This window comes from Pseudomonas salomonii, assembly GCF_900107155.1.
GTDB classification, from domain to species: Bacteria; Pseudomonadota; Gammaproteobacteria; order Pseudomonadales; family Pseudomonadaceae; genus Aquipseudomonas; species Aquipseudomonas salomonii.
This window is the reverse complement of sequence record NZ_FNOX01000009.1, coordinates 21685-47508: the sequence shown is the minus strand read 5'-3', so window position 1 is coordinate 47508 and position 25824 is coordinate 21685. Positions and strand designations below refer to the sequence as shown.

The window sequence follows — 25824 nt, the reverse complement described above, 5'->3', positions numbered from 1 at the left end:
AGGCAGCTCGGTAAGTACATGGAAAAAAGCCAAAAAAAATCGCTGCCCTTGAGCTGCGATTTTTCTTACACACGGCCGATCAGAAACCAACGCTGGCCTGCACGAAGAACGTACGCGGCTGACCGAGGTACAACCCGGCGTTGTTGTCACTGGAGCGCGTGTAGTGCTGCTGGTCGAAGAGGTTCTTCACGCCCACACCCAGTTTCAGGTTCGACAATTGCGCACCGAAGTCATACCCACTGCGCACGTTGACCGAGACATAACCGGGAATATCGCCGTACTGGCCGTCGGCGGTACCCTGGGTGATGTAGGTGGTGCCGGTACCCGGCGCACGTTGACCGGACTGGGCATAGACGTCCAGGTTATGGGTCCAGTGGTTGATGTCGTAGCGCAGGCCCGCCGTCACCACTTCACGGGAGTAGAGCGGCAGGTCGCGGCCCCTGAACGGCACATCACCCTCGGCGGTAGCCTTGGTGTAGGTAAAGCCCGCGTTGGCAGTCAGGCCGTCCAGACGTGGGTCCAGGTTCGACAGGTCGTAGTGAGCCGAGGTTTCGATACCCTGGTGCTTGGTGGCGCCGAGGTTGGTCCAACCCACGTCGTTGCTCACATATTGCAGCTCATCCGAGAAATCGATGTAGAACAGCGTCACTTCGCCGCCCCAGACGCTGTCGCTATAGCGTGTGCCGATCTCGTAGGTCTTGGCCTTTTCCGGGTTCAGGCCGTCGGCCGTCTGGTTGACGCGACCGCCCTGCCCGATCTGCGCGTACTGCAGGCTGCCGAATGAGGTTTCGTAGTTGGCAAAGACTTTCCAGGCATCGGAAATGTGGTACATCACGCTCAACGCCGGCAACGGCTCGTTACTGTTGATCTTGCGATTCTTTTCCACGGTGCGCACACCGTTCAGGGCGACCACCGGGCGGTCATGCCAATTGGTTTCAATGTGCTCGAAGCGAATGCCCGGCGTGACGGTCCACTTGCCGATATCGATTTTGTTGTCGATATAGAACGCGTTGGCCACGGTACCGCCGGTGCGATCCTGGTAAACATGGCCGTCATTTTGACCGCCCGGCGTCGGCACGTTGTTGACCAGATTGAGGCTGCTGGCCTGTTCATGCATGCCTTCTTTGAGGTAGCGATAACCGACGCTGACCTCCTGGGTGCTTGGCCCTGCGTCGAACACATGGGACACCCGCGGCTCGATGCCGAAGGTGTAGTAGCTGCGCGGGTAGGAACTGATGGTCTTGAGGTCGCGGTTGGCAATGTTGCTGCCACGGAAGCTGTCGATGTAATAAGTCAGCACTTCGGCCTGGGTACGGTCGTCGATCTGGCGGATGTACTTGAAGGACACATCCTTGCGGCGGCCGCTGAAATTGTCCCAATCGCGCACCGATTGATACGGGTTGGCGTCAAACTGCTTCTGGGTCAGGCCGCCGGGCATATCGGCATTGGCATTGTAATAGTGGAAGTTCAGCGAGAAATCGTCTTGATCGGTCGGCGCCCAGTGGGTCTTGAGGATCACGTCGTCGATGTCGTTGGCGTTATTGCTGTTGCGGTAGCCGTTGCCATTTACCCCGGTATACAGCAAGGCCACACCCATGCCGTTATCGGCGGTACCGCCGACAAAAGCGTTGTCGACGTGCTTCCAGCCGCCGTGGGCGGAGGTTTCCAGGGTGGTGCCGACTTCACCCGAGGCTTGCTCCGGAATCGCGCGGGTCACGAAGTTGATCACGCCCCCCACGTTCTGCGGCCCATAACGCACGGAACCGGCGCCGCGTACCACGTCGATGCTGTCCAGGTTACCGGCAGAAATCGGCGCCATCGACAGTTGCGGCTGCCCATACGGGGCGAACGCCGCCGGTACGCCGTCAATCAATACGGTGGAGCGTGGCGACAGACGTGAGGTCAGGCCACGCACGCCGACGTTGAGGGAAATATCGCTGCCACCGGTGCCGTTGGCCTCTTGCACCTGCACGCCAGGGACGCGGCGCAGCACATCACTGATATTCATCGCCCCCTGCTCCACCATGGCTTCACGGCGGATCACGGTACGTGCGCCCGGATGGTTCTGCACCACCTGGGCATCGGCATCGCCCAGCCAGTCGCCGACCACTTTGATATCCGTGACGCCCAGCTCCAGCGGCGAACCGGTTTCACCCGTGCCGCCGTGCAGTGGGCGAAGGGTCACGGAACCGGCATCGATCCGGTAATCCAGGCCGCTGCCCTGGAGCAATTGGCGCAGGGCCTGCTCGGGCGACAGGTTGCCGTCCACTGCAGGCGCTTGTTTGCCTGCCACCATGTCAGGGCTGAAGAACACTTGCAGGGAAGTCTGCTGGCCCAGTTGACTCAGCGCAGCGCCCAGCGGTTGGGAGCGAATATGGATGCCGTCGGCCGCATAGGCCGCAGGCAGCGCGGAACTGACCGCAAGCGCCAGCGCCAGGGGCGCCCAGCGGGAGACTTTAGTGTTGTTCACGACAAGTTTTTTCACGTCGAACCTAGTCCTGTGATCGCAAGAATGTGCGGCTGTTAATGCAAACCAGTTGCAGTTGCAGAAGAAGACGAAGAACTCGAAAAAAACCTGAATGTCAGCGTGAAATAATTTCCTGGCTGCCGTCCGGCAAGGCGCGTACGGCCACTGGCAGGATATGCGGCAGCGCTTTGAGCAGCGCGTCCGTGTCGCTGGATTTGAACACGCTGGTCAGCCGCAGATTGCTCACCGCCGCCGTGTTGACCCGCAACGGCTGCTCGCGATAGCGTGATACTTCCCGCGCCACTTCGCCGAGGGTGGCGTTGTTGAACACCAACTTGCCCGTGCGCCAGGCTGTCAGGTCATCGGCATTCACCGCATACGCCGTAACGACTTGCCCGGCAGAATCGACATGGGTGCCGAGCCCTGCCGTGAGCATCACGACCTGATCCGACGCTCGCCCCTGCACCTTGACCGTGCCGGCCTCGACCACCACGCGGGTCTGGTCGTCATCGCGGCGCACATCAAAACGCGTGCCCGTGACTGTGACCTGCCCCGCACCGGCGGCCACGACAAACGGGCGGCTGGTGTCGTGCTCGACGCTGAACATGGCTTCGCCCTGTTTGATGTCTACGCCGCGTCGGCCCTTTTCATAGTGCACCGCCACCACGCTGCGGCTGTTCAGGTCCATCACTGAACCGTCGGGCAATGCCACTTGGCGATGCTCGCCCAAGCGCGTGCTGAACTCAGCGCTGTAGGGTCTGGGATGATCAAGCCCGCTGAACAGGCCAAGCCCTACGGCGATGGCCACCGCACTGGCAGCCACCGCGTAACGCACCATCGCGCGACGTTTGGGGCGTTCGACCGGGTCCTCACACAGTGCCTGCAAACGCGCCGTGGGCACGAGGTCCGCGGTGCTCCACAGGCCTTGCAGCACCTCAAATTCGTATTGATGCTCAGGCTGCTCGGCACACCACGCATCAAAACGCTGTTGTTCTTCGGGGCTCAACTCGGCGTCTTGCAGGCGTACAAACCATTGCGCGGCTTCGTCGCGAGCACGGCTATCCATCGTGGAAGATCCTGTTTCAAAACGGGCAGAGTTCATGGGGCCATGGCGTCCAGGCGGTCGCGCAGATGCCGCAAGGTGCGGATCATATACTTTTCCACCATGTTTTTAGACAGGCCCAGGCGGATGGCGATTTCCTGCTGGGTGAGGCCCTCGATTTTCTGCCAGATAAATATCTTGCGACAGTTAAGCGGCAACTCGGCCAAGGCCCGCTCGATGGAGTCGGCCAATTGGATCGCGTGCATGACATGCTCCGGGTCGCCGCTGTGGGACGAACGCTGATCAATGGCGTCCAACGCCAGCGCCTCTCGCCGGTCTTCGCGGCGGTATGCGTCCACCGCGATGTTGCGCGCCGTTTGATGCAGATAGGCGCGCGGTTGCTCAACGTCGCTCGAACGCGACTCAAGCACCTTCACGAAGGTGTCGTGCGCCAGGTCTTCGGCCTGCTGACGGTTTCTCAGACGGCGTGTCCAGGTTCCGATCAACTCTTCGTAATGCTCGAAAAAGCCTGTTCTGCGGGGCGGCTGAGGAATCATCGCGTGAGCACTGGAAGGCGGGGCGTGAATAGTAATGTTTCCTATTAAGCGGAGCAATTGCTTCCCGTCGCCCACCGTATTGCGTTGCAACTAAAGATGACCGGCCGCCTGTTTGAGTCGGCTCAGCTTCTCTCGGCTGCCACACACACTCATCTGGCACCATTTGCGTTGTTTACTTTTGGAGAGGTCGAGAAATATCCAATCGCAATCGGTACAACTGCAGCTCCTCAACGCGTGAAGCTGGCTCGATACCAGCAGTTGCGTCGCGTCTGTGGCCAGGCGCGCTATCAGCATCGACGTCAACTCTTGCGCAGAGGTGCAGGTGCGCCAGCCCCACGCGGGCACCCCGTTGATGGCGCGCAACACTCGCCACGCCGTGCCCTGCTGGTAGTGCAGATTGATCTGCTGTAATGCCTCATCGGTGACAGGTTGGCGTAATGACAGCGTATGGAAAACGCCGTACAGAAGCTCTCGGAAGGCAATAATGGCGTCCAGGTCTGGCTGGAAGGAAATAGCCGAGTCAACCACCAGAGGGGTGTAGTCAGCGTACTCTTGCTCAGAGAGCAAAGAGGCGTGTAATGCCCACTCCATGAAGAACTTGAAACTGGTGAGTCGTTCTTCCCGAACCTTGAGTGCGGAATGCGGCCTGCGACCATTGGTGGTATTGATGAAGTCCAATACCCGGGCCCCGCCGATCAGCCGGATTGATTTTGCAGTGCCCGTGAAATGTGTCATTCCAACTCCCGAAAGAACCTGCATGCTCCGCCCTGGCAGAGAATACCTCGTTTCCTGGAGTCGAAGTCACCGCCCCGCGGCTAGAAGACCAATGGCTGAACGGGGTCCTCCGCACGCGCCATCCAGTCAAGAATAATGCCGACCGATTGTTCAACCGACATCACGTCAGTCGGCAAATGCACTTCAGGAAACAACGGAGTGTCGTAGTTCGAATCAATCCCCGTAAAGTTCTTGAGCAGGCCCGACCGCGCCTTTTTATACAAACCTTTAGGGTCTCGCTGTTCAGCAATTGCCAGTGGGGCGTCCACGTGAACTTCTACAAAATGCTCGTTGCCAATAATCGAGCGGGCGTAATGCCGACTGGCCGATGACGGCGAGATCAGCGCGACAATGACAATAAGTCCCGCCCCCACCATCAAACCCGCCACCTCCGCGACCCGTCGAATGTTTTCATCCCGGTCGCTGTCGGTGAACCCCAAGTCACGACACAGCCCCCTGCGTACCGAGTCGCCATCAAGGATGCAGGTAAACCGGCCTTGGGCCCGCAAGGCAATATCCAGCGCATTGGCAATGGTCGACTTCCCGGAGGCCGAGAGCCCCGTCATCCAAATGACCCTGGGTTTCTGCTTCATTCGCGACTGGTCGACACGCTCGTGATTGAACGCAAACCCATGCAGGTTCTGTTGTGGATCTTGCGCAAAATAGCTCATGGCCGCTCACCCTCCGTCAGCGAAACAGGCTGTTTGCCCAACATTAACACCATCACGCATTGCAAAAACAGAAGCAGTGAAACCACCCAATAGACTGTCGAGAACGAGCCCGTCAGGTCTTTTGACAGCCCGCCCAGAAAGTTACCGCACACGCCACCCAGGCCAATCAGCACATTGGCAATGCCAAATGCCTGCGTCAGTCGGTTGACCGCAACGATTTGTCCGATATAGCTGGGGACCAGCCCAAAGATGGGGTAGAACGCCAGCGCAAACAAAAAAGCCGCCAAATAGAACAACGCGATAGCGTTAAAACTGAACACCAGCAGGGCTGCCAGGCCCGCGCTTAGAAAGCACATGGCCAAGGCCGCCCTGGCACCCACTTTGTCCGCCACCCACCCCACCAAAAAACCTGACGCCATCCCCACAGCGCCGATCGTCGTCCAGATAAACCCTGCGTCCTGTACCGAAACGCCTAATTCATCGCGAAGGTAAGGTGCCAGATAAGTCTGAAACGGCAGCAGTGCCATCCCATTGAGAAAGGCGATGCCCCAGATCAGGTACAGCGAACGGCTCAGCCATGGCGTCTGGCCGTCGAGCGACCGCGAGCGCTCACCTGAAAAACCAGCCGTCTGGTCAGCCCCCCTGTTACGCAACAGAAACCAGGCCACGACACAGAGGCCCAATGACACAAGGCCGGCCGTTAGCCAGATTGAGCGCCAGCCACCCTGCAAGGTGAGAAATGACACCAGTAACCCGTTGATAAACACGCCGTAGCTGGTGCCACTGGAGATCAGCCCCATAACCCGGGAGCGATTACCTGGGCTAAAACCCTTGGTAACGATTTCTGCCAGCGGGATGTAAACCGAAGCGGAGCAGCCTCCCAGCAATATCAACAACCCACCCGACAACCAAATAGTGTCGCTGACGCTTAAGCCCAGGAGGGCCAGAGACGTCACCACGGTGGACACCAGGCTGATTTTCCAACCTTCGAAAAAACGACTGATGTAACTGGTGACCGAAGAAAACAGCAGGAAACCTATTTGCGCGCCCCCGGTGATCAAGCCCACAGTGGTGTAGTCAAAGCCGATATCTCGGCGCATATCAACGACCAGGTTGGCGAACAAATAAACGCCGAACCCGTAGGTGCTGGCCACAAACCCTGTCAGTACGACTGCCAACACCACGCTGTCCAACACGCGAGGATTATTCTGCACGAGTGTGCTCATCATGACGCCCTCACACGGCGCGGGCGGTGTGGATGACAAAATCACAATCCATCCCGTCGAAGACAGGCTGAAAATCACCGTATTCCTTATGGGCAGAGAAGCCGCTGGCCCGAATCTCGTCGGCCAGGTCCGCTGGCAATAACGGATACACTTTCAGGCTGTAGCGTTGTTTATCGTCAAAGTCGTAAATGAACTCACACACCTGTGCATCGACCCTTCCCAGGCTGACCGACGCGCTGGCACCGCAGTAATAATAATTGCCGCTGGATTTGAAGTTGCCCGCGCGAATAGCACGGAAATTACGCTGATCAACAATCAACACACCGCCTGGCTTGAGCAAGGCCCTGAACGTGCGCAGCACGCTTATACGGTCGCTGGCCTCAAACACATGGCACAGTGAACTGCCCAGGCACACCACGGCATCGAACGTGCCCAGCATGTCCGGGTCGAGCTCAAGCCACTCCTTGTGGTGGGATTCAATTGCCAATTGACGCTCAAGAAAGTTTTGTCGGGCTTTGTTCAGCATCGTGCCGCTACCGTCCGTAGCGACCACCTCGAAACCTGCCTGCTTGAGTTGCACGGCATGAAAACCACTGCCCGTGGATACATCGAGCACCGATTTCACTCCGTGACTTTTCAGCAACTGCTCAAAGAACCCCTGTTCGCCGGCCTTTCTTTTTTCCCAATCAATCAACGCGTCCCAGCGCTCGACAAAGTCCGGCGAATACTGCGTTGAGTAATGGGCTACTTCCTCGTGTTCATACCCCAGAATTTGACTCATGGCACACCGCCCCTAGCCGATTGAATTTTTGAAAGACAGGTACTTTCCCGCCAACTCCCGAGCACAGTCCGCAGACTGCCGAACCGACATGATGTCCTTGGAGTACCCCAGCATCGTCTGCATGATTGCCATGCACCTGGGGTTGAAGGTGACCGAGCCGTCACAATGGATTTCGTCGATACCATCGTGGCTTTGGCAAATGCTGTTGAGGCGCACCGCGTCGTCGTAGGGGCACTCGTCGGAGAAGTGCACCTTGATGCGTCCATCCTGAAGCCAGACCGGATAGCCCCCCGGAAGCCCCAGCGGGCCTGGCGCGTGCACCAGTACCGGTGTCGGTGAGAACAGCCCTTCGATCACAGTGACCGCGGAACACGCGGTTAGAAACTGCCCATCAACCCCGCCCAAGCGCCGAAACTCGGATTTCACCGTCGAAAAAATCACCTCATTAGACAGGCGAGCGACCTCACGCCGGCCGCGAACCTCATACAGCAAGCGATAGCTGGCACGCGTGGGCAGGCCGCCGCGTGGCACGTAGTGGCTGAAATAATGCTGGGCGTACAGCATCACTTCCACCTCAGCGGGAGAGCACTTCAGCAACCGCGCGATGGAAAAACGCACGGCCGGAATCAGGTTGGCGACATTGCCCACGCCGATATCAGGGGCCAGCCCGACCCTGGCCAGGATCGGATTGACGGCATCGGGAAAGGCCGCATTGACGGTCAGGGTGGCGATACCGGAGGCCTTCACGGCTTGCATCAAGTCATGCATCAATGTCAGGTGCATGGGTAGCCAGGGACCGAACTGTGCCTGGTCAAGCTGCTCGAACGAGCGTTTGGGCAACCCGGTGATCACTCGCCAGGACTGCAACGAGGCGCAGTTCACGATGATGTCCGGGGCGTGCTCCCGGAGTACCTGGGTAACGCTGCCGATATCGGTCAAGTCAGCGATCACCGGCGAGATAGCAACATACTGTTCCAGTTGTGCGCACGCCAGCGTAATTAGGTTGCACAGCCTGATGGTCGCTTCTTCGTTGCGCCCCAGCACGACAAACTCGAACCTGTTCCTGGGCGCCAGAATCTTGAGAATTTGCAGGCACAAGTTACCGGCGCCCACCAACAGCAACTTTTTCTTCGGTATGGACTGGTTCATCGTGGGTAGGCTCCGTTATCAACCGGAATAACCTTGCCGGTCATATGCCGAAAACCATTACCGACCAACAGCAGGATGACCTCGGCCACACCACTGGGCAGGATCGGGTCCTTGAGAATTTCCTGGCGTGCGTACTCCGCCCGCCGATATTCAGGAATGGTGTCGTAGATGGCGGTGTCGTGAATCAGTGCCGGCGATACTGCGTTTACCCGCACAAAAGGCGCGAAGTTCCAGGCATTGGCCTTGGTCAAGCCGATCACGGCAGCCTTGGTGGCGCCGTACAGGGCATCACAACTGCCCACTTCCCCTGCCACTGAGGTGATATTGACGATGCTGCGCGGCGCTTCGTGCTTCATTTCGCGTTCGGCGAAGTCTTTGGAAAGATAAAGTAATGCTTTGAGGTTAACGTTAAGCATTTCGTCCACTTCGTTATCGGAATAGGCGTAAATACTTTTGCCGTGATACAGCCCTGCATTATTAACTAACCCATAGAGCGTGGAATGACGCTCATACAGGCTTGGAATAAAGCCCTTGATCACAGCATCATTGGCAAGATCGGCAACATGAGCCTCCAATACACTCGCACCGTAAGTCTGTTGCAGCCTGTTAAGGGCGTCCGCGTCCTTATCCACGGCAATGACAAAGTAACCTTCAACAATCGCCCGCTCCAGGGTTGCCCGACCAATTCCATTGGCGGCACCGGTAATAACCAACTTTTTCATGCCCTGCTCCCTATTGACAGAACTCGTTCATGCGCGCGTAAAAAACCCGGTGATAGTCATACATCGCTTTTAACGCGGGTATAGTGTCGAGTTCCTCTTTAGTAGCGTAAGGCTTACTCGATGGAATAATGCATTCACTGTTTTCTGCTGCGACGTGCCAACTTCTCCAGGTTTTCCATTGGGGTGGGCACTCGCGCTTCCACACCATGGCTTGCGGCAGGAATTCAATATCCAAATAGTCACACAGCTTGCCAATCACCCGTTGCGGATCTGCCGCCAGGTCATCAGCATTAATCACATAGGGCACTTTGCCGGTAAGTTTAGTGACCACACAAAATATTTCGTACAAGGCTTTATGCCCAATGGCCTGCAACGGCATGTTGGGGTGTACGCGATAATGCGAAAGAATGCTGCTGGCGGGCTCGCGAACAAGAAAGATATTGTCTTGTTGCGCCAGAAACTCCACGTCAACTTTCAAGTGATCGAGGCAGTGATAACACATGTCTTTATGAAATACGTTGGCCGTTTCCCTGGTCTTTACCAGTCGCTCTTTTATTGCCTGATAAGTGGTGGGGAAACTGTGATCCCATTCATCCGACGGGATTTCAGAATCGGCAGAAAATGCCATATGGGCAAACGGCTCGTGGAAGACTTCGAAGTCTCCGCGCTCGATAAACACGCGTTCCAACACCGTGGACCTGGAACGGGGGTGCGCCCATAACCCGACCATCTTGTTCATACCAGCACCCCGTAGTCGGCCGCCATGATCGTATTGAGGGAGCGGCTGAAAGCGTGCACAGGGGGGCAGAGTCGCGTGCAGAAATCGGCCAGGCGCCGGTGCGCACTGTTGGCCTCATTGCAGGTGTTGATAAAAGCCTCATGGTTGCAAAAGTCATAAGGCTCGATGCCGTCCAGAAAGTAGGCTTCGCAGAAATATGGAATACGCAACAACTTCGCAAGTGTCGAAGCTGGCGGCTTCAAGGGTTCCCCCGCAGGAAACACCGGTTTACCGCGACTTTCGCGCTCAACCAAAAACTCAACCACTTCCGGCGTCAGCGTGTAGCACGTCGCCAACAAGCCGGTCTTCTCCAAGTGCCAGCAGTGCTTGTTGCCACGCTCGTCGACATCGACTTTTATGCTGGAAAGCAGGGTTTTAACCGGCGCGGCTGACGCCGAGACCAGCGCCTGTACCTGCTCATAAACCAACAACTCGGCCCAGCGCAGGTCCTCCGGGCTCAACGCCAAGCCACGCTCGGCCACTTGTAACGCAAACTCGGGCTGACAGGCAAAGCGCCCGATCATGAATGTGATCACATACTGGCAGTGGCGGGTGTCGACACCCTTGCTGCGTGCAGTCACCCTTGCACGTTCTATGGCCTCGATGCCTGCCTGGAACTGCGCAACCGTGAAGCAGAAGGTGATGTTCACTGAGCTGCCTTGCGCCACTAAATGCTCAACCGTCGCAAGGCCCTCCAGGCTTGCGGGGACCTTCACCATCACATTCGCAGCCAACTGACGCAGCGCCACTCCCCTGGCAGTCATGCGTTCAGCGCAGCGCACATCGACAGGATCGACTTGCGCGCAAATCCAGCCTTCACGCTGGCCGGATTGAACCCAGCGCTGCTTCAGATCCGAAGCGCCCTGCACGATCACTTCGTCGTACAGCTTCCTGCGCAACTCTTGGGGCGCCAGCTGGGCGAGATTGAACCGCGACAACCAATAGTCACGCTTTTCAAGAATCACCGCCGTTACCAGACGAGGGTTTGTCGTTACATTACTGAACCCGCCGGGTTGCGCAAACGTGTCGGGCATTAACTGTTCGATGGAACTGAAGGCTGCGGGGTATTTCTCAAGCAAGTGTGTCTTGTAAGGTAGATAGACGGCCGGCGACGAATCCCACCACACCTCCGACCGTTGATCATTACTCTTTAGTCGCTCTGTATAACCTGAAATCTTCACAGCGCCTCCTCCTTGAGTAGTCATATCACGCCAGTAACGTACGTAATTCGCGCATATCGGAAAAAGGTAACGCCCCGGCATCGGCCAACACTGAATGTCGGTCCACTGGCCCAAAACCCAACACACTTATATTGGCTGCAACCGCCGCGTGAATACCGGCAACACTGTCTTCAATAACCCTTGCATCAAGGGGGTCGACGTTATAAGCAGCGCACGCCGTTAAAAACACCAAGGGGTCTGGTTTCCAACGGCCTAGTTCGTAACAACTGAATATGCGCCCCTCAAAATAAGACAACAGTCCCGTGAGGCGTAAACAGTGCTCTATTTTATTAAGGGGCGCACTGGAGGCTACGCAAAAAGGCAGCGTCAGACTTTCCAGCACTTCATGGATTCCATCGGTAGGTTTTAACTGCGCAGTCAAAGCGACGCGTGCATGCTGACGAAAAGTTTGTTCGAATTGACTGTCCAGGCAAATATTCAAGCGCTGTTCTGCTTCACGTAAGCAGTCGGCAATCTTGCGCCCACGAAAGCGCTCAATGAATTCTACTGAGTCAAGCCCCTTAGCCTCTGGCGCGTCACGACGTGCTTGTTCATTCAGCAGGGAAATCAATACAGGCAGGGTGATTTCTTCGCTTTGCACTAATACACCGTCGCAATCGAAGATCACTAACTTAGGCACGCCCACGCGGACAGGCGCTGCCTCCTGAACTGGTAGTTCCCCTATAAAGGCCAATGGGTGCATAGGCATCTCTTATAGGTATATCCGCGATGACTTCTGAACTACCAGCGGAGCACATTGATGAGTGCCTATAAGACCCTCAGGGCAATAACCTGTCAAACGATTTTTAGTGGATTATTAATTACTTTTAATTATTTATAACGTGTTTTTTATTCCGATAAAGGCGACGCCACCATGGGGAAACCCATTTGAGCTAGCTGAACTTCTACCGACGCGTGTCAGTCAGCACAAAGGACTCTCATAAAACGGTGGGCGGGCAATGCAGATCTCCTTGCAGCAACAAGTGGCCCTGGTCACCGGCGCCAGCTCCGGCATCGGCGCAGGTGCGGCCAAGGCGTTGGCCGAGGCCGGGGCGGCCGTGGTGCTTAACTACAATTCTCAGGCGGCGCCGGCGCAAGCCCTTGCCGCTCAGATCAACGCAGGCGGCGGGCGAGCGATTGCCATCGGTGGCGACGTGTCCAAAGAAGCCGACGTGGAGCGTTTATTTGCCCAGACCGTCGAGGCCTTCGGCCACCTGGACATTCTGGTGGCCAACTCGGGCCTGCAAAAAGACGCCAATCTGGTCGACATGACCCTCGATGACTGGAACACCGTGATCGGCGTCAACCTCACCGGCCAGTTCCTGTGCGCCCGCGCCGCCGTACGGATCTTCAACCGCCAAGGCATTCGCGATGGCGTCTCGCGGGCGGCCGGCAAAATCATCCACATGAGTTCGGTGCACCAGGTCATCCCGTGGGCCGGGCATGTGAATTACGCGGCCTCCAAGGGCGGCGTGGAGATGCTGATGCGCACCCTCGCCCAGGAAGTCAGTGAACAGCGCATCCGCATCAATGGCATCGCGCCAGGGGCGATTCGCACGGCAATCAACCGTGCGGCCACGGAAGGCGCGGCTGAAAAAGAATTGCTCAAGTTGATTCCCTACGGCCGCGTAGGCGACGTGGAAGACGTGGCCAATGCGGTGGTCTGGCTGGCCAGTGATGCCTCCGACTACGTGGTGGGCAGCACCTTGTTTATTGATGGCGGCATGAGCCTTTATCCGGAGTTTCGTGGCAATGGTTGATTTCAAGAACGAACCCCAAAGCGCCATCGATGCCCACGGCATCATCGGCGATATGCGCAGCGCAGCACTGGTGAACGATAAAGGCAGCATCGATTTTTTCTGCTGGCCGGAATTCGACAGCCCGTCGGTTTTCTGCTCGCTGCTGGACACGCCCGAGGCTGGTGCTTTCCAACTCACCCCCGACCTGCCCAACGCGCGCCGCGAGCAAATCTACCTGCCCGACACCAATGTGCTGCAAACCCGCTGGCTGAGTGATGAAGCGGTGGTGGAAATCACTGACCTGCTGACCGTCAGCGAAGACGTCGACGAACTGCCGCTGCTGATTCGCCGCGTGCGTGTGGTCAGCGGCGAAGCCACCCTTCACCTGCGCTGCGCCGTGCGCCATGACTATGCGCGCGCGCCGACCCAGGCGAAGGCCGATAACGGTGGCGTGCTGTTTACGGCTGACGGCCAGCCCGGCCTGCGCCTGGTCGGCAGCCATCCGCTGAACCTCGAAGACCAGGCGGCAGTCGCACGCTTTAGCCTGAGCCAGGACGAAGGCGCCGAGTTTGTCCTCGGTGGCGCCGACGACCCGCGCGTCACCAACGACTGCACCGACCTGTACCTGGAACGCACCCTGAAGTTCTGGCGCGGCTGGATCGCGCAATCCAATTACCGTGGGCGCTGGCGCGAAATGGTCAACCGCTCGGCGCTGGCCTTGAAGCTTTTGACCTCGCGCAAACACGGCGCGATCATCGCCGCCGCCACCTTCGGCCTGCCCGAGTCTCCCGGCGGCGAACGCAACTGGGACTACCGTTACACCTGGATCCGCGACGCCTCGTTCACCGTCTACGCGTTTATGCGCCTGGGCTTTGTCGAGGAAGCCAATAGCTACATGCGCTGGCTCAAAGGCCGGGTCAGCGACTGCTGCGGGCAGCCGACCAAAATCAATATCCTCTATGGCATCGATGGGCGTCAGCAACTGCCGGAAACCACACTCGACCACTTGAGCGGGCATGGCGATGCCAAGCCGGTGCGCGTCGGTAATGAGGCATTCGACCAGATCCAGTTGGATATCTACGGCGAGCTGATGGACGCGGTGTACCTGGTCAACAAATACGGCGAGGCGATTTCCCATGAAGGCTGGAAGCACACGGTGGAAGTGGCCGACCAGGTCTGCGAAATCTGGAACCAGAAAGACGTGGGCATCTGGGAGATGCGCGGCGAACAGCATCACTTCCTGCATTCGCGGCTGATGTGCTGGGTGGCGCTGGACCGCGCGATCCGCCTGGCCTCCAAACGCTCGCTGCCGGCCCCATTTGCACGCTGGGACCAGACCCGCCAGGCCATCTACGCCGATATCTGGAGCAACTTCTGGAACGAAGAGCGCGGGCACTTTGTGCAACATATCGGCAGCACCGCGCTGGATGGTTCGATGCTGCTGATGCCGCTGGTGCGCTTCGTCGCGGCCACCGACCCGCGCTGGCTGTCGACCCTGGAAGCGATCCAGAAAAGCCTGGTGCGTGACGGCATGGTCTATCGCTACCGCAACGACGACAGCCAGATCGACGGCCTGCAAGGTACCGAAGGCGCCTTTACGGCCTGCTCGTTCTGGTACGTCGAATGCCTGGCCCGCGCCGGCCAGGTGGAGAAAGCCCACCTGGAATTCGAACAACTGCTGCGCTACGCCAACCCGCTGGGCCTTTACGCCGAAGAATTCGACAGCCAGGCCCGTCACTTGGGCAATACGCCCCAGGCGCTGAGCCACTTGGCGCTGATCAGCGCAGCGACTTTTCTGGACCGCAAGCTCAGTGGGGTAAAGACCGTGTGGCAACCCTGAGGCGGGCTGGGCACAATGGCCAGACCCGTCGTTGGGTTGTGCGCAAAACATGGAGGTAGAGGTGGAGCGGCATCCTTTAGTCAAAATCGTTGATCGCGATCCGGTTGTCGCGACACTGGCGCCATGAGCGGATTTCCTACCCTCAAAACCCCACGCCTGCGCCTGCGAGAACTGCAAGTCACCGACGCCCCCGCGCTGTTCGCCATCCACGCCGATGCCGCGAGCATGCGCTGGTTCGGCGCCGACCCCATGACTGACCTCGCCCAGGCCGAAGCCCTTATCGACACCTTCGCCCAGTGGCGCACTCACCCCAACCCAGGCACCCGCTGGGGCCTTGAACACCAAGGCACATTGATCGGCAGTTGTGGCCTGTTCAGGTGGAACTGCGCCTGGAACAGCTGCGCTTTGTCCTGCGAACTGGCGCCTGCTGCTCGCGGGCAAGGTTTGATGCGCGAAGCCTTGCAGGCCATGCTTGATTGGGGCTTTGAGCATATGCAGTTGCATCGGGTAGAAGCGATGGTGCATCCGCAAAACTCTGCTTCGCTAGCGCTATTGAAACGCCTGGGTTTTAAAACCGAAGGCACATTGCGAGAGGCCGGATTCTGGAATGGCCAGCGGCATGACCTGACAGCACTGGGATTATTGGTGCGCGAGTGTCCAGACAAGTCAGAATATTGCCTTCGATCGTTCGATCTCCCGTCACAGCGTTCGACTAAAGTTTTTCACTTTTAGCCAGCTACGAGAAGACCGTCATGACCCCACTCGCCCCACTGCTCTACGTGCGCACCTCCATGCTCGACGTGGCCTATGAAGCCCACGGCCCCGAAGGCGGTGCGCCGATTATCCTGCTGCACGGTTTCCCCTATGACCCGCGTGGCTACGATGACATCGCGCCGGTGCTGGCCGAGCGTGGCTACCGTGTGCTGGTGCCCTACCTGCGCGGCTATGGCCCGACGCGGTTTATCAATGCGCAGGTCATGCGCTCCGGCCAACAGGCGGCGTTGGCCAAGGATTTGCTGGATTTCATGGATGCCCTGCACATCCCGCAAGCCACATTGGCGGGTTTTGACTGGGGTGGCCGCGCCGCGTGTATCGTCGCCGCGCTGTGGCCCGAGCGGGTACGTGGGTTGGTGACGGGAGATGGCTACAACATTCAGGACATCGCCCATTCACTCAAGCCGCGCGCGCCCGACACAGAGCACCGCCTGTGGTATCAGTTCTACTTTCACACCCAGCGTGGCGTGGACGGTTTGACCGCCAATCGCCGCGAGCTATGCGAGCTGCTGTGGACGCTGTGGTCGCCGACCTGGGCCGCAGGGCCGAGCCTCTACGCCAAGACCGCGCCGTCGTTTGATAACCCGGATTTTGTCGAGGTGGTCATTCACTCCTATCGCCATCGCTTCATGTACGCCCCCGGCGACCCGGCGCTGGAAGCCATCGAGCAGGCACTGGCGCTGCAGCCGCCGATTTCGGTGCCGAGCATCTCGCTGTGCGGCGCCGATGATGGCGTCGGCCCGGCCCCGGTCGAGGACGACGATGTGGCGTGCTTCAGCGGCGTGTATCGGCGTCAGGTGTTGCCGGGGGTTGGCCACAATGTGTTTCAGGAAGCGCCGCAGGTGACCCTTGAGGCGCTGTTTGAACTACTCGACAGAACCTGAGAGCGCCGCCGCGATCCTGAAGCTGAAGACACTGCCCTGCCCCACCACGCTTTCTGCCCAAAGCGAGCCGCCGTGGGCTTGGACGATGCCATGGCAGATATACAAGCCCAGGCCGCTGCCATTGGGGTTGCCCTCGCGGGACGTCCAGTAGCGCTCGAAGATGCAGGGCAACTGCGCCGCGCCGATACCGGCGCCATTGTCACACACGCGAAACAGCACATCGTCGCCTGCTGCCTGAGCAATCACCTCGATCGCCCCGCCCAGGCCAGTGAACTTCAGGGCATTACTCAGCAGGTTTGAAAACACTTGGAACAGACGCTCAGGGTCGGCCTGCACGCACAGCCCTGGCTGGGTCCGCCACGTGAGGTTGACGCCCTTGGCCGCTGCCAGCGGGTGCCACATCAACCCGAGCTGCTCGAGCGTGGGCGCCACGTCCACCGCTTGCAAGGCGACCTGGTAGCGCCCCGCTTCAATGCGGGAAAGGTCGATCAAGTCCGTCAGCAACGTGTTCATACGCGCGGTCGCGGTTTGCATGGTTTGAATCGCGGTGTTCAAGCGAAGGGTGGCTTTGGTGTCGTCGGCGGGCATCATCTTGTGCATCATGCCGCATTGCATCAGCAGGATCGTCAGCGGGCTGCGCAGGTCATGGGAAACCACCGCCACCAGCTCATCCCGCGCCCGCACGGCTGCATGCTCGCGCTGTACCTGGCGCGCCAGGTCATGCTCCAGGGCATTGCGGCGCAGGCTCTCCACGGCCTGTAACTCCGAGGCCGACCATTGCAGCGCCTTGCCGTCGACCTGCTGTTTCCATAGGGCAAATGACTGACGCGGGCTTAACGCCGCCGCACCCGCCTCGCTGTGTTTGATCGGTTCGCCACTCCACTGCACGGTGGTTTTGACCTCAGGGCGGAACCACATCACTGCGTTGTCCGTAGGCTTGGGCAGTCGCAAGGCTAATAAGCCGCTGGCGAAGGCCTGGCAGGCGGCAGCCGGCGGGAAGTCGGCGGACAATTGGTGGCTGGCGACCACGCCTTTACCCTGCTGCTGAATCCACGGGTACAGCGCGCGAATGTCAGCCTCGCTGGGGCAAACGCCAAAGCGATGCAGGCGCTCCTCCACCAGAATGGCCAGCCCCTCGGCGGCTGTCAGGCTCAGCAAGGTGTCGGCGTGCGGCAACAGGCTCTCGAGTACATCGCACGTTTGCGCCGCCATGGCGGCGACCAACCTGTCGATCATGCCGGTTTTTTCCTGCTGCTGACGACGCGCCTCCTGTTCCTGAAGCAACGTGATCTGCATCGACAACAGCTGGCCGATGCTGATACAGGCGGTGCGTAACTCATGGGGCACGCGCAAGGGTTCACGGTGACCGCAGGTAATCAGCCCCCAGAGCTGATCGTCCTTGAGCAGGGAAATGCTCATCGACGAACGCACGCCCATATTTTTCAGATAGCGACAGTGAACCGGGGAAACGCTGCGCAGCACCGCAAAGCTGAGGTCCAGGGCTTGACCGGTGTCCGGGCGCAGGGCCGGCAGGATCGGCACCGGCAGGTACTCGGCGTCGGGAATCACCCGAATCCAGTTCAGCCGGTAGAGTTCGCGGGCTTGGGGCGGGATGTCCGAGGCAGGGAAACACAGGCCCAGATACGGCTGCATACCCTCGCTTAGGGATTCGCCGATGACTTTGCCGTGGCCCTCCTGCTCGAAGCGATACAGGGTAACCCGGTCATAGCCGGTCAGGGCGCGAATCTCGGTGACGCAGGTCTGGTAGAGCCCATCGAGGCTCTTGGCCGACTGCAGGCGGCGCAAGGTTCGGGCCACGTGCATCTGGGCCGCATGCCGGGGCGTCACGGAGCGCTCCAACTCGAGCAATAACAGGCCTTGATGGCGGTGCAATAACGCATCAAACAACTCGCCATTGAGCGTCACCTGATGCAGTTCATCTTCATCCGCATCCAGGTCTGCCAGCGCCAACCGAATGCCGGCCAACGCCGCATCGCCAACGAGGCTGGCCAAGGCCTTCCCGGTCAAGGTTCCAGGCCCCAGCCCCAAGGCTGCATTGAGGTTAGTACTGGCTTGCAGCACCACCAACGCCGGTTCGCTCAGCGTTAACAACAACCCGTGGGGTTGGATGGTCCCTGGAATGTGAATGGGCTCGCTCGCGCAATCGTCCCGCAGGGGATTGGCGTTGATCGCAGGCAATGGCTTCATGGGGCAGGTCACGCCGGGGGCGGAGGGAAGAGGGGCGCAAGTCGCTGCACGGGGTACTGCCGCCAAAATAGCACCTTGGTTCAACGCTGTACGTTTTCATTCAAACCGGTTGGCAGAAGCGCTCCCGGTAGGCCTGAGGCGTGACATCCAGGGCCCGCAGAAAGCTGCGCCGCAGGGTTTCCTCACAGCCAAAACCGCATTGCACCGCAATGCGTTTGATCGATGCCGTGCTGTCGGCCAACTGCCGCCGCGCCGTTTCCACGCGAATCAATTCGACGGCGCGGGCCGGGGTCTGGCCGGTTTCGGTGCGGTAGTGGCGCACAAAACTGCGCTCGCTCATGCCGGCCTGGGCGGCCAGGGTGGCGATGCTCAGGTCCAGGGTAAGGTTGTCGGCCATCCAGGCATGCAAGTCGGCAAAGCGGCTGTCGCCCTTTTGCAGCGACAAGGTTGCGCTGAATTGTGATTGCCCGCCCGGGCGTTTAAGGAACACCACCAAATGCCGCGCCACTTCCAGGGCGACGGCGCGGCCGAGGTCTTCTTCCACCAGGGCCAGGCACAGGTCGATGCCGGCAGTGACGCCGGCGGAGGTCCACACCGCACCTTGCTGGATAAAGATCGGGTTGGACTCCACCGTCAGCGCGGGAAACTTGCGCGCCAGTTCTTCACAGCGGGTCCAGTGGGTGGCCACACGGCAGCCGTCGAGCAGGCCGCTGGCGGCGAGCAAAAAAGCCCCGGTGCACACCGACGTCATGCGCCGTGTGTGCCTGGCCTTTTCGCGCACCCACTGCACCAACGCGGGGTCTTCGGCGGCGCCGTACACGCCCCAGCCGCCGGCGATCACCAGCGTGTCGCAGGGTGTATCCGCCGCGGGCAGCGGCTCGGCCACCAGCGCCAGGCCGGCGGAGGTCATCACCGGCGCGTCCTGCGCGGCGACCACCGAGACCGCGTAAGGCAACGCCAGGCCGCGCTGGCGCGCCAGGTCATTGGTCGAGGCGAACACCTGCAACGGCCCGGTCACGTCGAGCACCTGGGCATTATCGAAAGCGAGAACGTGAATGATCCGGGTCATGATTGGCGTGATTTGTGGGTTCAATGGCGTATTCGCCAAAGCCTAGGCCTCTACAGTGAAGCCGTCCACCCCTTTATCGGAGCTTGATTCATGACCTTGCAGATCGGCTTTTTGTTGTTTCCCGGCATCCAGCAACTGGACCTTACTGGCCCCTATGACGTGCTGGGTTCGCTGCCGGATGTGAAGCTGCACCTGGTGTGGAAAGACCTGGCACCGGTCACTTCCAGCACCGGTTTGGTGTTCACTCCGACCATGACGTATGCCGACTGCCCGCGCCTGGATGTGATATGCGTGCCCGGCGGTTCCGGCGTCGGCGCCTTGATGGAAGACCCGCAAACACTCGACTTCCTCAAAGCCCAGGCACAGACCGCCCGCTACGTGACCTCGGTATGCACCGGTTCACTGGTGCTCGGCGCGGCCGGTTTGCTGCGCGGCCGCAAAGCCACCACCCACTGGGCCTACCACGACCTGCTCGCGCCACTGGGCGCCATCCCGATCCAGGCGCGCGTGGTGCGTGACGGCAACCTGTTCACCGGTGGCGGGATTACAGCGGGGATCGACTTTGCACTGACCCTGGCCGCCGAGCTGTACAGCGAAGCCGCCGCACAGCTGGTGCAGTTGCAGATCGAATACGCGCCGGCACCGCCGTTTGACGCGGGCAGCCCGGACACCGCGCCCAAACATGTGCTGGAGGAAGCCAACAAGCGCACGACGGAATCACGTCGGGTGCGCGGTGAAATTGCGGCGCGTGCGGCCGCGCGGCTGGGCTAGGCGGTGGGTCAGGCAACCTGTACTTCGCCAGTGCTGCGGCCTTCGCAGCCTCGCCGGGGCTCGACAGCTCCCACAGTTGAACTGCTGCGCTGGCGGGATTTGCGCATGCCGCGATGGCCCTGCGAACCGAAACCTGACTAACACAGCCGATCCCTTGTGGGAGCTGTCGAGCTTTAGCGAGGCTGCGAAGGCGGTGGGTCAGGCTGGCCGGGACATCAGCGCCAACCGCGCCGCCAATAGCATCAGCACGGTCGCCAGGCCCCATTTCTGTAGCCTGGCGCTGTGGCGACTGCCCGCAAACACTCGGCTGATCGCCCCGCCAAAAATGCCCAGCAAGGCATGAAAAACTCCGGCGATCAGGGTCAGAACGCCGCCCAGCACCCACAGCTGCATGGCGATGGAGCCCGCCTCGGGCCTGACGAATTGGGGCAGGAACACCATGAAAAACAGCAACGCCTTAGGGTTGAGCAAACTGTTGAGCATGGCCTGCACAAACACGTGCCGCAAATGCACGCGACGGACCTGGGTCATGTCCAGGCCGGTGCTTTTTTGCAAGGTCTTGAACACCAGCCACAACAGATAGATCACCCCGGCGTAACGAATCAAATCAAACGCCGGCGGCCAACTGGCGGCCAAGGCGGTGACCCCGCTGGCCGTCAAGGCGGTCAGCAACACGTCCGCCACGCAGATCCCTAGGCTCGACGCCACGCCACCACGCCAGCCATAACTCACGCCGTGGCTGATGACAAATGCCATGTTCGGCCCCGGTGACAGCAGCAACAGCAAAACAGCGCCGGAAAAAACCGCGAGGGTTGCCAGGTCGATCATGCTCAAACCGTCCGCCAGAGAAAGCCCGCAGGTTAATCGTTGAACCCTGCGCAAACAAAAAATTGTGCTGGATACATTTCTACCCTCTGTAAAAAATATTCGCCTCCAAGGCCTTGTTTGCTGGCAGTGCCGTGCCGTCTTTGTCCCCTTTTTCTGCCCCTTTCAAAAAAGGTTTACTCATCGGGCAGGAAAATTCCCATATTTGTTCCTACACTCAAAATCACTCCCCATGACCGAGTGCATGAACAAGGAAGGTCAAGAACATGACATATAAAAACACCTACCAACGTGTCTGGAATACCACCTTCGCTCCACAGTCAATTTTCTGACTAAGCCAATAAAAGGAACACTCCTTTAGTCACTGCCCCTGCCAATTTCCTCCATTTGGACGGTTGCACGTGGATGAAATAGTTGCGTTTTACCCAGCATAGCCGTCGTTCGATTTGCCCTCTTATCAAGCAGGGTGAAGTAGTCGAACAGAGAGCCTGGAGTGCAATGAGGGATGTTGTTATGCGAGAAAAGTCGTCAGTCGATAGCCTGTTTCTGACCCGTGCTGGATTTGTTGAATTTTTTGTTGTTTTCGTCAAGTTGGTACATGGCCTGACTGCGATTTTGCCGCCGCTGGTGCTGGTGTTGTTCCTTGACCCGCTGGCCTCCGAGATGCGTTCCCACTTTCTCGGTCTGCTGCTGTTTTTCGCAGTCCTGAGCATTATTCTGTTTCAGGCCCTGGGGATTTACTCCGAAGAGCTGTTCAGCAATCGCCTGCGCCTGCGTACCAGCATCGTCGCCTGGTCAGCGGCGTTCTGCATCTTGCTGTTCATGTACCAGATCCTGCAGTTTTTCCCGCAATTAACCCCGCGCAATCTGGTGGTCTGGTACATCGCCAGCCTCGGTTTGTTCTGCGCTGAACGCCTGTTGATGCTGCGCCTGTATCGCAACCTGATGCGCAAGGGCAAGTACCTGCAACGCACAGTGATCCTGGGCTTTACCGACACCGCCGTGCATGTGGCCGACCACCTGCAACGCAATGGCGATATCCGCTCCGGCCTGATCGGTTTTATTGACGACCGCACCGAGCGCATTCCCAAGGAATTGAGCAACCTGCCCTTGCTGGGCAATACCCGTGACCTGGAAAAACTGATCCGTGCCGAGCAGGTCAACCAGGTGATGATCTGCCTGCCGTGGGCCGCCGAGCAGCGTATTCACGGGCTGGTCAACCGCCTGCGGCAGATGTCGGTGAATGTGATGCTGGTGCCCGACATGGCCGCCCTGCGCTACGGCCACAGCCGCATCACCGACGTGGGCGGCATCCTGATGTTCAATACCTCGCAGTTACCGTTGCGCGGCTGGTCGCCCTTTATCAAGCGCTGTGAAGATTTACTGCTGGCCAGCCTGGCCCTGGTGGCGTTGTCGCCGGTGATGCTGCTCACAGCCATCGCCATCAAGCTCGACTCCAAAGGCCCGGTGCTGTTTCGCCAGAACCGCTATGGCTACAACGACAACGAAATTCGCGTGTTCAAGTTCCGCTCGATGTTCACCGACCAGAGCGACTTCACCGCCGAACAACAGACCACCCGCAAAGACCCGCGCATCACCCGCGTGGGCCGCATCATTCGCAAAACCAGCATCGATGAGCTGCCGCAGCTGTTCAACGTGCTGCTGGGCAATATGTCCATGGTCGGCCCGCGCCCGCATGCCACGGCCACCAAAGCCGCAGGCATTCCGTTCGAAGTGGCGGTGAGCGAGTACAGTTCGCGCCATCGCGTCAAGCCAGGCATCACCGGCTGGGCGCAGATCAACGGCTATCGGGGCGAGACCGATACCCTGTTCAAAATCCAGAAACGTGTCGAGTACGACCTGGAGTACATCTCCAAGTGGTCGGTGTGGTTTGACTTGTACATCGTCTTCATGACGGTCCCGGCCGTCCTCTCCACCAAGGAAGTCTATTGATGAACACCCTCAACGGATTAATTCCCTGCATCATTTCCGGTGGTTCGGGTACGCGGCTGTGGCCGGTTTCGCGGCAGAACATGCCCAAGCCCTTCATGCGCATGCGTGACGGGCAGAGCCTGTTGCAAAAGACTTTCCAGCGCGCGGCCAAGTTGCCCGGCGTGGAAAGCGTGCTCACCGTGACCAACCGCGACCTGCTGTTTCGTACCCTGGACGACTACCGTGGGGTCAACAAGGCCCACCTGCCCCTGGACCTGCTGCTCGAACCCTTCGGGCGCAACACCGCAGCGGCCATCGCCGTGGCGGCCTTGCATGTGCAGGAGCATTTCGGTGACAGCGCACAGCTGCTGGTGATGCCCGCCGACCATCTGATCCTCAATGAAGTCGCGTTTGCCGAGGCGGTGACCCAGGCCCGCGACCTGGCTGAAGCCGGCTACCTGGTGACCTTCGGCATCCAGCCCGATCACCCGGAAACCGGTTTTGGCTATATCGAAAAAGGTGACACGCTGGGCACCGGCAACCGTGTCAAACGCTTTGTCGAGAAACCTGATCTTGCCACCGCGCAAGCCTACCTCGACGGCGGCAAGCACCTGTGGAACGCCGGCATGTTCTGCTTCAAGGCCGGCACCCTGGTGGACGAACTCGCCGCCCATGCCCCCGAGGTGCTGACCGCTGCCAGAGCCGCTTTGGAGCACAGCCATGGCCTGCAAAACAAAACCTCACGCCAGCGCGAACTCGATGCGGATGCATTCGGCAGCGCGCCGGACATTTCCATCGACGTGGCCTTGATGGAGAAGTCCAAGCAAGTCGCCGTGGTGCCCTGCGACATCGGCTGGAGCGACATCGGCTCCTGGGAAGCGCTGCGCCAGCTCACGCCCAGCGATGCGCATGGCAACCAGGTCAATGGCGAAGCGATTTTGCATGACGTGCACAACTGCTATATCGACTCGCCCAAGCGCGTCCTCGGCGCCGTCGGCGTGCGCGACCTGATCATCGTCGACACCCCCGATGCGTTGCTGATCGCCGACGCCAACCGCAGCCAGGATGTGCGCTACATCGTCGCCGAACTCAAGCGTCAGAACCACCCGGCGTTCAGCCTGCACCGCACCGTTACGCGGCCGTGGGGTACCTACACGGTGCTGGAGGAAAGCAGCCGCTTCAAGATCAAGCGCATCGTGGTCAAGCCCCAGGCTTCGCTGTCGTTGCAGATGCACCATCACCGCAGCGAGCACTGGGTGGTGGTCAGTGGCGCCGCGCAGATCACCAATGGCGAGCGTGAGTTTTTGATCAATGCCAATGAATCCACCTACATACCGGCCGGGCACAAGCACCGCCTGACCAACCCCGGCATCATCGACCTGGTGATGATCGAAGTGCAGAGCGGCGAGTACCTGGGCGAGGACGACATCGTGCGCTTTGACGACATCTATGGGCGTGCACCGGCAGAAGTGAAGAAGTGACATGCGCACCTCGTTGATCATCCCGACCCGCAACGCGTCCAGTCACCTGGCGCGACTGCTGCCTGCGCTGCACATGCAGACGCTGCAACCGGACGAGATGCTGGTGGTCGACAGCGCGTCCAGCGATGACACCGTGGCGCGCTTTCGCGAATTCGGCGCTCGGGTCGAGGTGATCGACGCACGTGATTTCAACCACGGCGGCACACGCCGCTGGGCCAGTGAGCAGGTGAGCGGTGAGGCACTGATCGTAATGACCCAGGACGCGATCCCCGCCGATGCCGAAACCTTCGCCAACCTGCTCGATGAATTGCAGCAAGACCCGCTCACCGGCGTGGCCTACGGGCGCCAGTTGCCGCACCCCGGCGCCGGCGTGCTGGGCGCACAGTCGCGGCACTTCAATTACCCGGACCAAAGCCGCACCAAGCGCATGGCCGACGCGCCCACGCTCGGGATCAAAACCTGCTTCAGTTCCGACTCGTTTTGCGTGTACCGACGCAGCGCCCTGCAGGCCGTCGGCGGCTTCCCCGCCGATGTGATCGGCAGCGAAGACGCCTACGTCGCCGCGCGCCTGCTGCTCGAAGGCTACACCGTGCGTTACGCCGCCACGGCGCGGGTGTACCACTCCCACGATTACCGACTCATGGATGAGTTTCACCGCTACTTCGACATTGGCGTGTTCTACGGTCGCGAGCCGTGGATCCGCCAGGCGTTCGGCGATGCCGGCGGTGAAGGTAAACGCTATGTACTGGCTGAGCTCGCGGCATTGCGCGCAGCCGGTGCATTGCACCGCGTGCCCGAAGTACTGGTGCGCAGCGCGTTCAAGTTGCTCGGCTACCGGCTGGGCCATCTGGAACGTCGGCTCCCCCTCGCCCTCAAGCGGCGCATCAGCATGTTCCCCGGTTATTGGAGGTGAG

Annotated in this window: 23 protein-coding genes; 8 read left to right on the top strand and 15 right to left on the bottom strand. The window is 59.6% G+C overall.

Features of this window, described 5'->3' with window-relative positions; translation table 11 throughout:
- Nucleotides 1–79: 79 nt before the first annotated feature.
- The 12 genes from BLV67_RS20340 to BLV67_RS20285 form a co-directional block, all read right to left on the bottom strand.
- A complete protein-coding gene (locus BLV67_RS20340) occupies nucleotides 80–2485 on the bottom strand; it encodes a TonB-dependent siderophore receptor (protein WP_069786951.1) in 2406 nt (801 codons plus the stop codon).
- Nucleotides 2486–2582: 97 nt separating this feature from the next.
- Nucleotides 2583–3533, bottom strand: coding sequence for a FecR family protein (locus BLV67_RS20335; RefSeq protein WP_065912314.1), 951 nt, complete (start codon nucleotides 3531–3533; stop codon nucleotides 2583–2585).
- 32 nt (nucleotides 3534–3565) lie between these two features.
- On the bottom strand, nucleotides 3566–4066 hold the full coding sequence (locus tag BLV67_RS20330) for a sigma-70 family RNA polymerase sigma factor (RefSeq protein ID WP_069786950.1): 501 nt from the start codon (nucleotides 4064–4066) through the stop codon (nucleotides 3566–3568).
- A gap of 90 nt (nucleotides 4067–4156) precedes the next feature.
- On the bottom strand, nucleotides 4157–4801 hold the full coding sequence (locus tag BLV67_RS20325; RefSeq protein WP_069786971.1) for a CGNR zinc finger domain-containing protein: 645 nt from the start codon (nucleotides 4799–4801) through the stop codon (nucleotides 4157–4159).
- 80 nt (nucleotides 4802–4881) lie between these two features.
- Nucleotides 4882–5511, bottom strand: a complete 630-nt coding sequence (gene cysC, locus BLV67_RS20320) for an adenylyl-sulfate kinase (protein WP_069786949.1) — start codon at nucleotides 5509–5511, stop codon at nucleotides 4882–4884.
- Nucleotides 5508–6737: an MFS transporter gene (locus BLV67_RS20315; RefSeq protein ID WP_065912385.1), complete on the bottom strand. Its 1230-nt coding sequence runs from the start codon at nucleotides 6735–6737 to the stop codon at nucleotides 5508–5510. Before BLV67_RS20315 ends, cysC begins: the two co-directional genes overlap by 4 nt.
- Nucleotides 6738–6747: 10 nt before the next feature.
- The gene (locus BLV67_RS20310; protein ID WP_069786948.1) at nucleotides 6748–7518 is read right to left on the bottom strand and encodes a class I SAM-dependent methyltransferase; all 771 of its coding nucleotides are present in this window, start codon (nucleotides 7516–7518) and stop codon (nucleotides 6748–6750) included.
- A gap of 12 nt (nucleotides 7519–7530) precedes the next feature.
- Nucleotides 7531–8667: an SDR family oxidoreductase gene (locus tag BLV67_RS20305; protein ID WP_069786947.1), complete on the bottom strand. Its 1137-nt coding sequence runs from the start codon at nucleotides 8665–8667 to the stop codon at nucleotides 7531–7533.
- Nucleotides 8664–9389: an SDR family oxidoreductase gene (locus tag BLV67_RS20300; protein ID WP_069786946.1), complete on the bottom strand. Its 726-nt coding sequence runs from the start codon at nucleotides 9387–9389 to the stop codon at nucleotides 8664–8666. The genes BLV67_RS20305 and BLV67_RS20300 overlap by 4 nt, the downstream gene beginning before the upstream one ends.
- 10 nt (nucleotides 9390–9399) lie before the next feature.
- Nucleotides 9400–10128: a sulfotransferase-like domain-containing protein gene (locus BLV67_RS20295; protein ID WP_069786945.1), complete on the bottom strand. Its 729-nt coding sequence runs from the start codon at nucleotides 10126–10128 to the stop codon at nucleotides 9400–9402.
- Nucleotides 10125–11201, bottom strand: a complete 1077-nt coding sequence (locus BLV67_RS20290) for a transaldolase family protein (protein ID WP_074854509.1) — start codon at nucleotides 11199–11201, stop codon at nucleotides 10125–10127. Before BLV67_RS20290 ends, BLV67_RS20295 begins: the two co-directional genes overlap by 4 nt.
- A 172-nt stretch (nucleotides 11202–11373) precedes the next feature.
- Nucleotides 11374–12090 carry an HAD family hydrolase gene (locus BLV67_RS20285; RefSeq protein WP_069786944.1) on the bottom strand — a complete coding sequence of 239 codons (717 nt, stop codon included), beginning with the start codon at nucleotides 12088–12090 and terminating at the stop codon, nucleotides 11374–11376.
- Nucleotides 12091–12346: 256 nt separating this feature from the next.
- On the opposite strand from BLV67_RS20285, the gene BLV67_RS20280 reads away from it, so the two are divergent.
- From BLV67_RS20280 to BLV67_RS20265, 4 genes are all read left to right on the top strand, one after another.
- A complete protein-coding gene (locus BLV67_RS20280; RefSeq protein WP_065912299.1) occupies nucleotides 12347–13147 on the top strand; it encodes a glucose 1-dehydrogenase in 801 nt (266 codons plus the stop codon).
- The gene (locus BLV67_RS20275) at nucleotides 13140–14966 is read left to right on the top strand and encodes a glycoside hydrolase family 15 protein (RefSeq protein ID WP_069786943.1); all 1827 of its coding nucleotides are present in this window, start codon (nucleotides 13140–13142) and stop codon (nucleotides 14964–14966) included. Before BLV67_RS20280 ends, BLV67_RS20275 begins: the two co-directional genes overlap by 8 nt.
- Nucleotides 14967–15089: 123 nt before the next feature.
- The gene (locus tag BLV67_RS20270; RefSeq protein WP_083269351.1) at nucleotides 15090–15698 is read left to right on the top strand and encodes a GNAT family N-acetyltransferase; all 609 of its coding nucleotides are present in this window, start codon (nucleotides 15090–15092) and stop codon (nucleotides 15696–15698) included.
- A 20-nt stretch (nucleotides 15699–15718) separates the two neighbouring features.
- Nucleotides 15719–16624 (top strand): alpha/beta fold hydrolase, encoded by a 906-nt coding sequence (locus BLV67_RS20265; protein WP_069786942.1) that lies wholly within the window; start codon nucleotides 15719–15721, stop codon nucleotides 16622–16624.
- On the opposite strand, the gene BLV67_RS20260 is transcribed toward BLV67_RS20265, so the two are convergent.
- On the bottom strand, nucleotides 16607–18832 hold the full coding sequence (locus BLV67_RS20260; RefSeq protein WP_069786941.1) for an ATP-binding protein: 2226 nt from the start codon (nucleotides 18830–18832) through the stop codon (nucleotides 16607–16609). The genes BLV67_RS20265 and BLV67_RS20260 overlap by 18 nt on opposite strands.
- 100 nt (nucleotides 18833–18932) lie before the next feature.
- A complete protein-coding gene (locus BLV67_RS20255) occupies nucleotides 18933–19901 on the bottom strand; it encodes a GlxA family transcriptional regulator (RefSeq protein ID WP_069786940.1) in 969 nt (322 codons plus the stop codon).
- Between the two features lie 90 nt (nucleotides 19902–19991).
- On the opposite strand from BLV67_RS20255, the gene inhA reads away from it, so the two are divergent.
- Nucleotides 19992–20672 carry an isonitrile hydratase gene (gene inhA / locus BLV67_RS20250; RefSeq protein WP_065930251.1) on the top strand — a complete coding sequence of 227 codons (681 nt, stop codon included), beginning with the start codon at nucleotides 19992–19994 and terminating at the stop codon, nucleotides 20670–20672.
- A gap of 198 nt (nucleotides 20673–20870) precedes the next feature.
- Here inhA and BLV67_RS20245 read toward each other — a convergent pair whose 3' ends face one another.
- Nucleotides 20871–21500 (bottom strand): LysE family translocator, encoded by a 630-nt coding sequence (locus BLV67_RS20245; protein WP_069786939.1) that lies wholly within the window; start codon nucleotides 21498–21500, stop codon nucleotides 20871–20873.
- 510 nt (nucleotides 21501–22010) lie between these two features.
- Here BLV67_RS20245 and BLV67_RS20240 point away from each other — a divergent pair.
- From BLV67_RS20240 to BLV67_RS20230, 3 genes are read left to right on the top strand one after another with little or no spacing between them, the layout of a single operon-like run.
- The gene (locus BLV67_RS20240) at nucleotides 22011–23450 is read left to right on the top strand and encodes an undecaprenyl-phosphate glucose phosphotransferase (protein WP_065930253.1); all 1440 of its coding nucleotides are present in this window, start codon (nucleotides 22011–22013) and stop codon (nucleotides 23448–23450) included.
- On the top strand, nucleotides 23450–24910 hold the full coding sequence (locus BLV67_RS20235) for a mannose-1-phosphate guanylyltransferase/mannose-6-phosphate isomerase (RefSeq protein ID WP_069786938.1): 1461 nt from the start codon (nucleotides 23450–23452) through the stop codon (nucleotides 24908–24910). Before BLV67_RS20240 ends, BLV67_RS20235 begins: the two co-directional genes overlap by 1 nt.
- 1 nt (nucleotide 24911) lies before the next feature.
- Entirely contained in the window at nucleotides 24912–25823 is a 912-nt protein-coding gene (locus tag BLV67_RS20230) for a glycosyltransferase family 2 protein (protein WP_069786937.1), read from the top strand.
- Nucleotide 25824 lies beyond the last annotated feature (1 nt).

What these genes read in the sequence shown, in the direction of transcription:
- BLV67_RS20335 (WP_065912314.1), bottom strand. Translation starts at nt 3,533, where the DNA reads ATGGATAGCCGTGCTCGCGACGAAGCCGCGCAATGGTTTGTACGCCTG.
- BLV67_RS20305 (WP_069786947.1), bottom strand. Translation starts at nt 8,667, where the DNA reads ATGAACCAGTCCATACCGAAGAAAAAGTTGCTGTTGGTGGGCGCCGGT.
- BLV67_RS20245 (WP_069786939.1), bottom strand. Translation starts at nt 21,500, where the DNA reads ATGATCGACCTGGCAACCCTCGCGGTTTTTTCCGGCGCTGTTTTGCTG.
- BLV67_RS20315 (WP_065912385.1), bottom strand. Translation starts at nt 6,737, where the DNA reads ATGAGCACACTCGTGCAGAATAATCCTCGCGTGTTGGACAGCGTGGTG.
- BLV67_RS20280 (WP_065912299.1), top strand. Translation starts at nt 12,347, where the DNA reads ATGCAGATCTCCTTGCAGCAACAAGTGGCCCTGGTCACCGGCGCCAGC.
- BLV67_RS20295 (WP_069786945.1), bottom strand. Translation starts at nt 10,128, where the DNA reads ATGAACAAGATGGTCGGGTTATGGGCGCACCCCCGTTCCAGGTCCACG.
- BLV67_RS20300 (WP_069786946.1), bottom strand. Translation starts at nt 9,389, where the DNA reads ATGAAAAAGTTGGTTATTACCGGTGCCGCCAATGGAATTGGTCGGGCA.
- BLV67_RS20310 (WP_069786948.1), bottom strand. Translation starts at nt 7,518, where the DNA reads ATGAGTCAAATTCTGGGGTATGAACACGAGGAAGTAGCCCATTACTCA.
- BLV67_RS20330 (WP_069786950.1), bottom strand. Translation starts at nt 4,066, where the DNA reads ATGATTCCTCAGCCGCCCCGCAGAACAGGCTTTTTCGAGCATTACGAA.
- inhA (WP_065930251.1), top strand. Translation starts at nt 19,992, where the DNA reads ATGACCTTGCAGATCGGCTTTTTGTTGTTTCCCGGCATCCAGCAACTG.
- BLV67_RS20240 (WP_065930253.1), top strand. Translation starts at nt 22,011, where the DNA reads ATGCGAGAAAAGTCGTCAGTCGATAGCCTGTTTCTGACCCGTGCTGGA.
- BLV67_RS20260 (WP_069786941.1), bottom strand. Translation starts at nt 18,832, where the DNA reads ATGAAGCCATTGCCTGCGATCAACGCCAATCCCCTGCGGGACGATTGC.
- BLV67_RS20290 (WP_074854509.1), bottom strand. Translation starts at nt 11,201, where the DNA reads ATGCCCGACACGTTTGCGCAACCCGGCGGGTTCAGTAATGTAACGACA.
- cysC (WP_069786949.1), bottom strand. Translation starts at nt 5,511, where the DNA reads ATGAGCTATTTTGCGCAAGATCCACAACAGAACCTGCATGGGTTTGCG.
- BLV67_RS20265 (WP_069786942.1), top strand. Translation starts at nt 15,719, where the DNA reads ATGACCCCACTCGCCCCACTGCTCTACGTGCGCACCTCCATGCTCGAC.
- BLV67_RS20235 (WP_069786938.1), top strand. Translation starts at nt 23,450, where the DNA reads ATGAACACCCTCAACGGATTAATTCCCTGCATCATTTCCGGTGGTTCG.
- BLV67_RS20275 (WP_069786943.1), top strand. Translation starts at nt 13,140, where the DNA reads ATGGTTGATTTCAAGAACGAACCCCAAAGCGCCATCGATGCCCACGGC.
- BLV67_RS20270 (WP_083269351.1), top strand. Translation starts at nt 15,090, where the DNA reads ATGAGCGGATTTCCTACCCTCAAAACCCCACGCCTGCGCCTGCGAGAA.
- BLV67_RS20285 (WP_069786944.1), bottom strand. Translation starts at nt 12,090, where the DNA reads ATGCACCCATTGGCCTTTATAGGGGAACTACCAGTTCAGGAGGCAGCG.
- BLV67_RS20325 (WP_069786971.1), bottom strand. Translation starts at nt 4,801, where the DNA reads ATGACACATTTCACGGGCACTGCAAAATCAATCCGGCTGATCGGCGGG.
- BLV67_RS20255 (WP_069786940.1), bottom strand. Translation starts at nt 19,901, where the DNA reads ATGACCCGGATCATTCACGTTCTCGCTTTCGATAATGCCCAGGTGCTC.
- BLV67_RS20230 (WP_069786937.1), top strand. Translation starts at nt 24,912, where the DNA reads ATGCGCACCTCGTTGATCATCCCGACCCGCAACGCGTCCAGTCACCTG.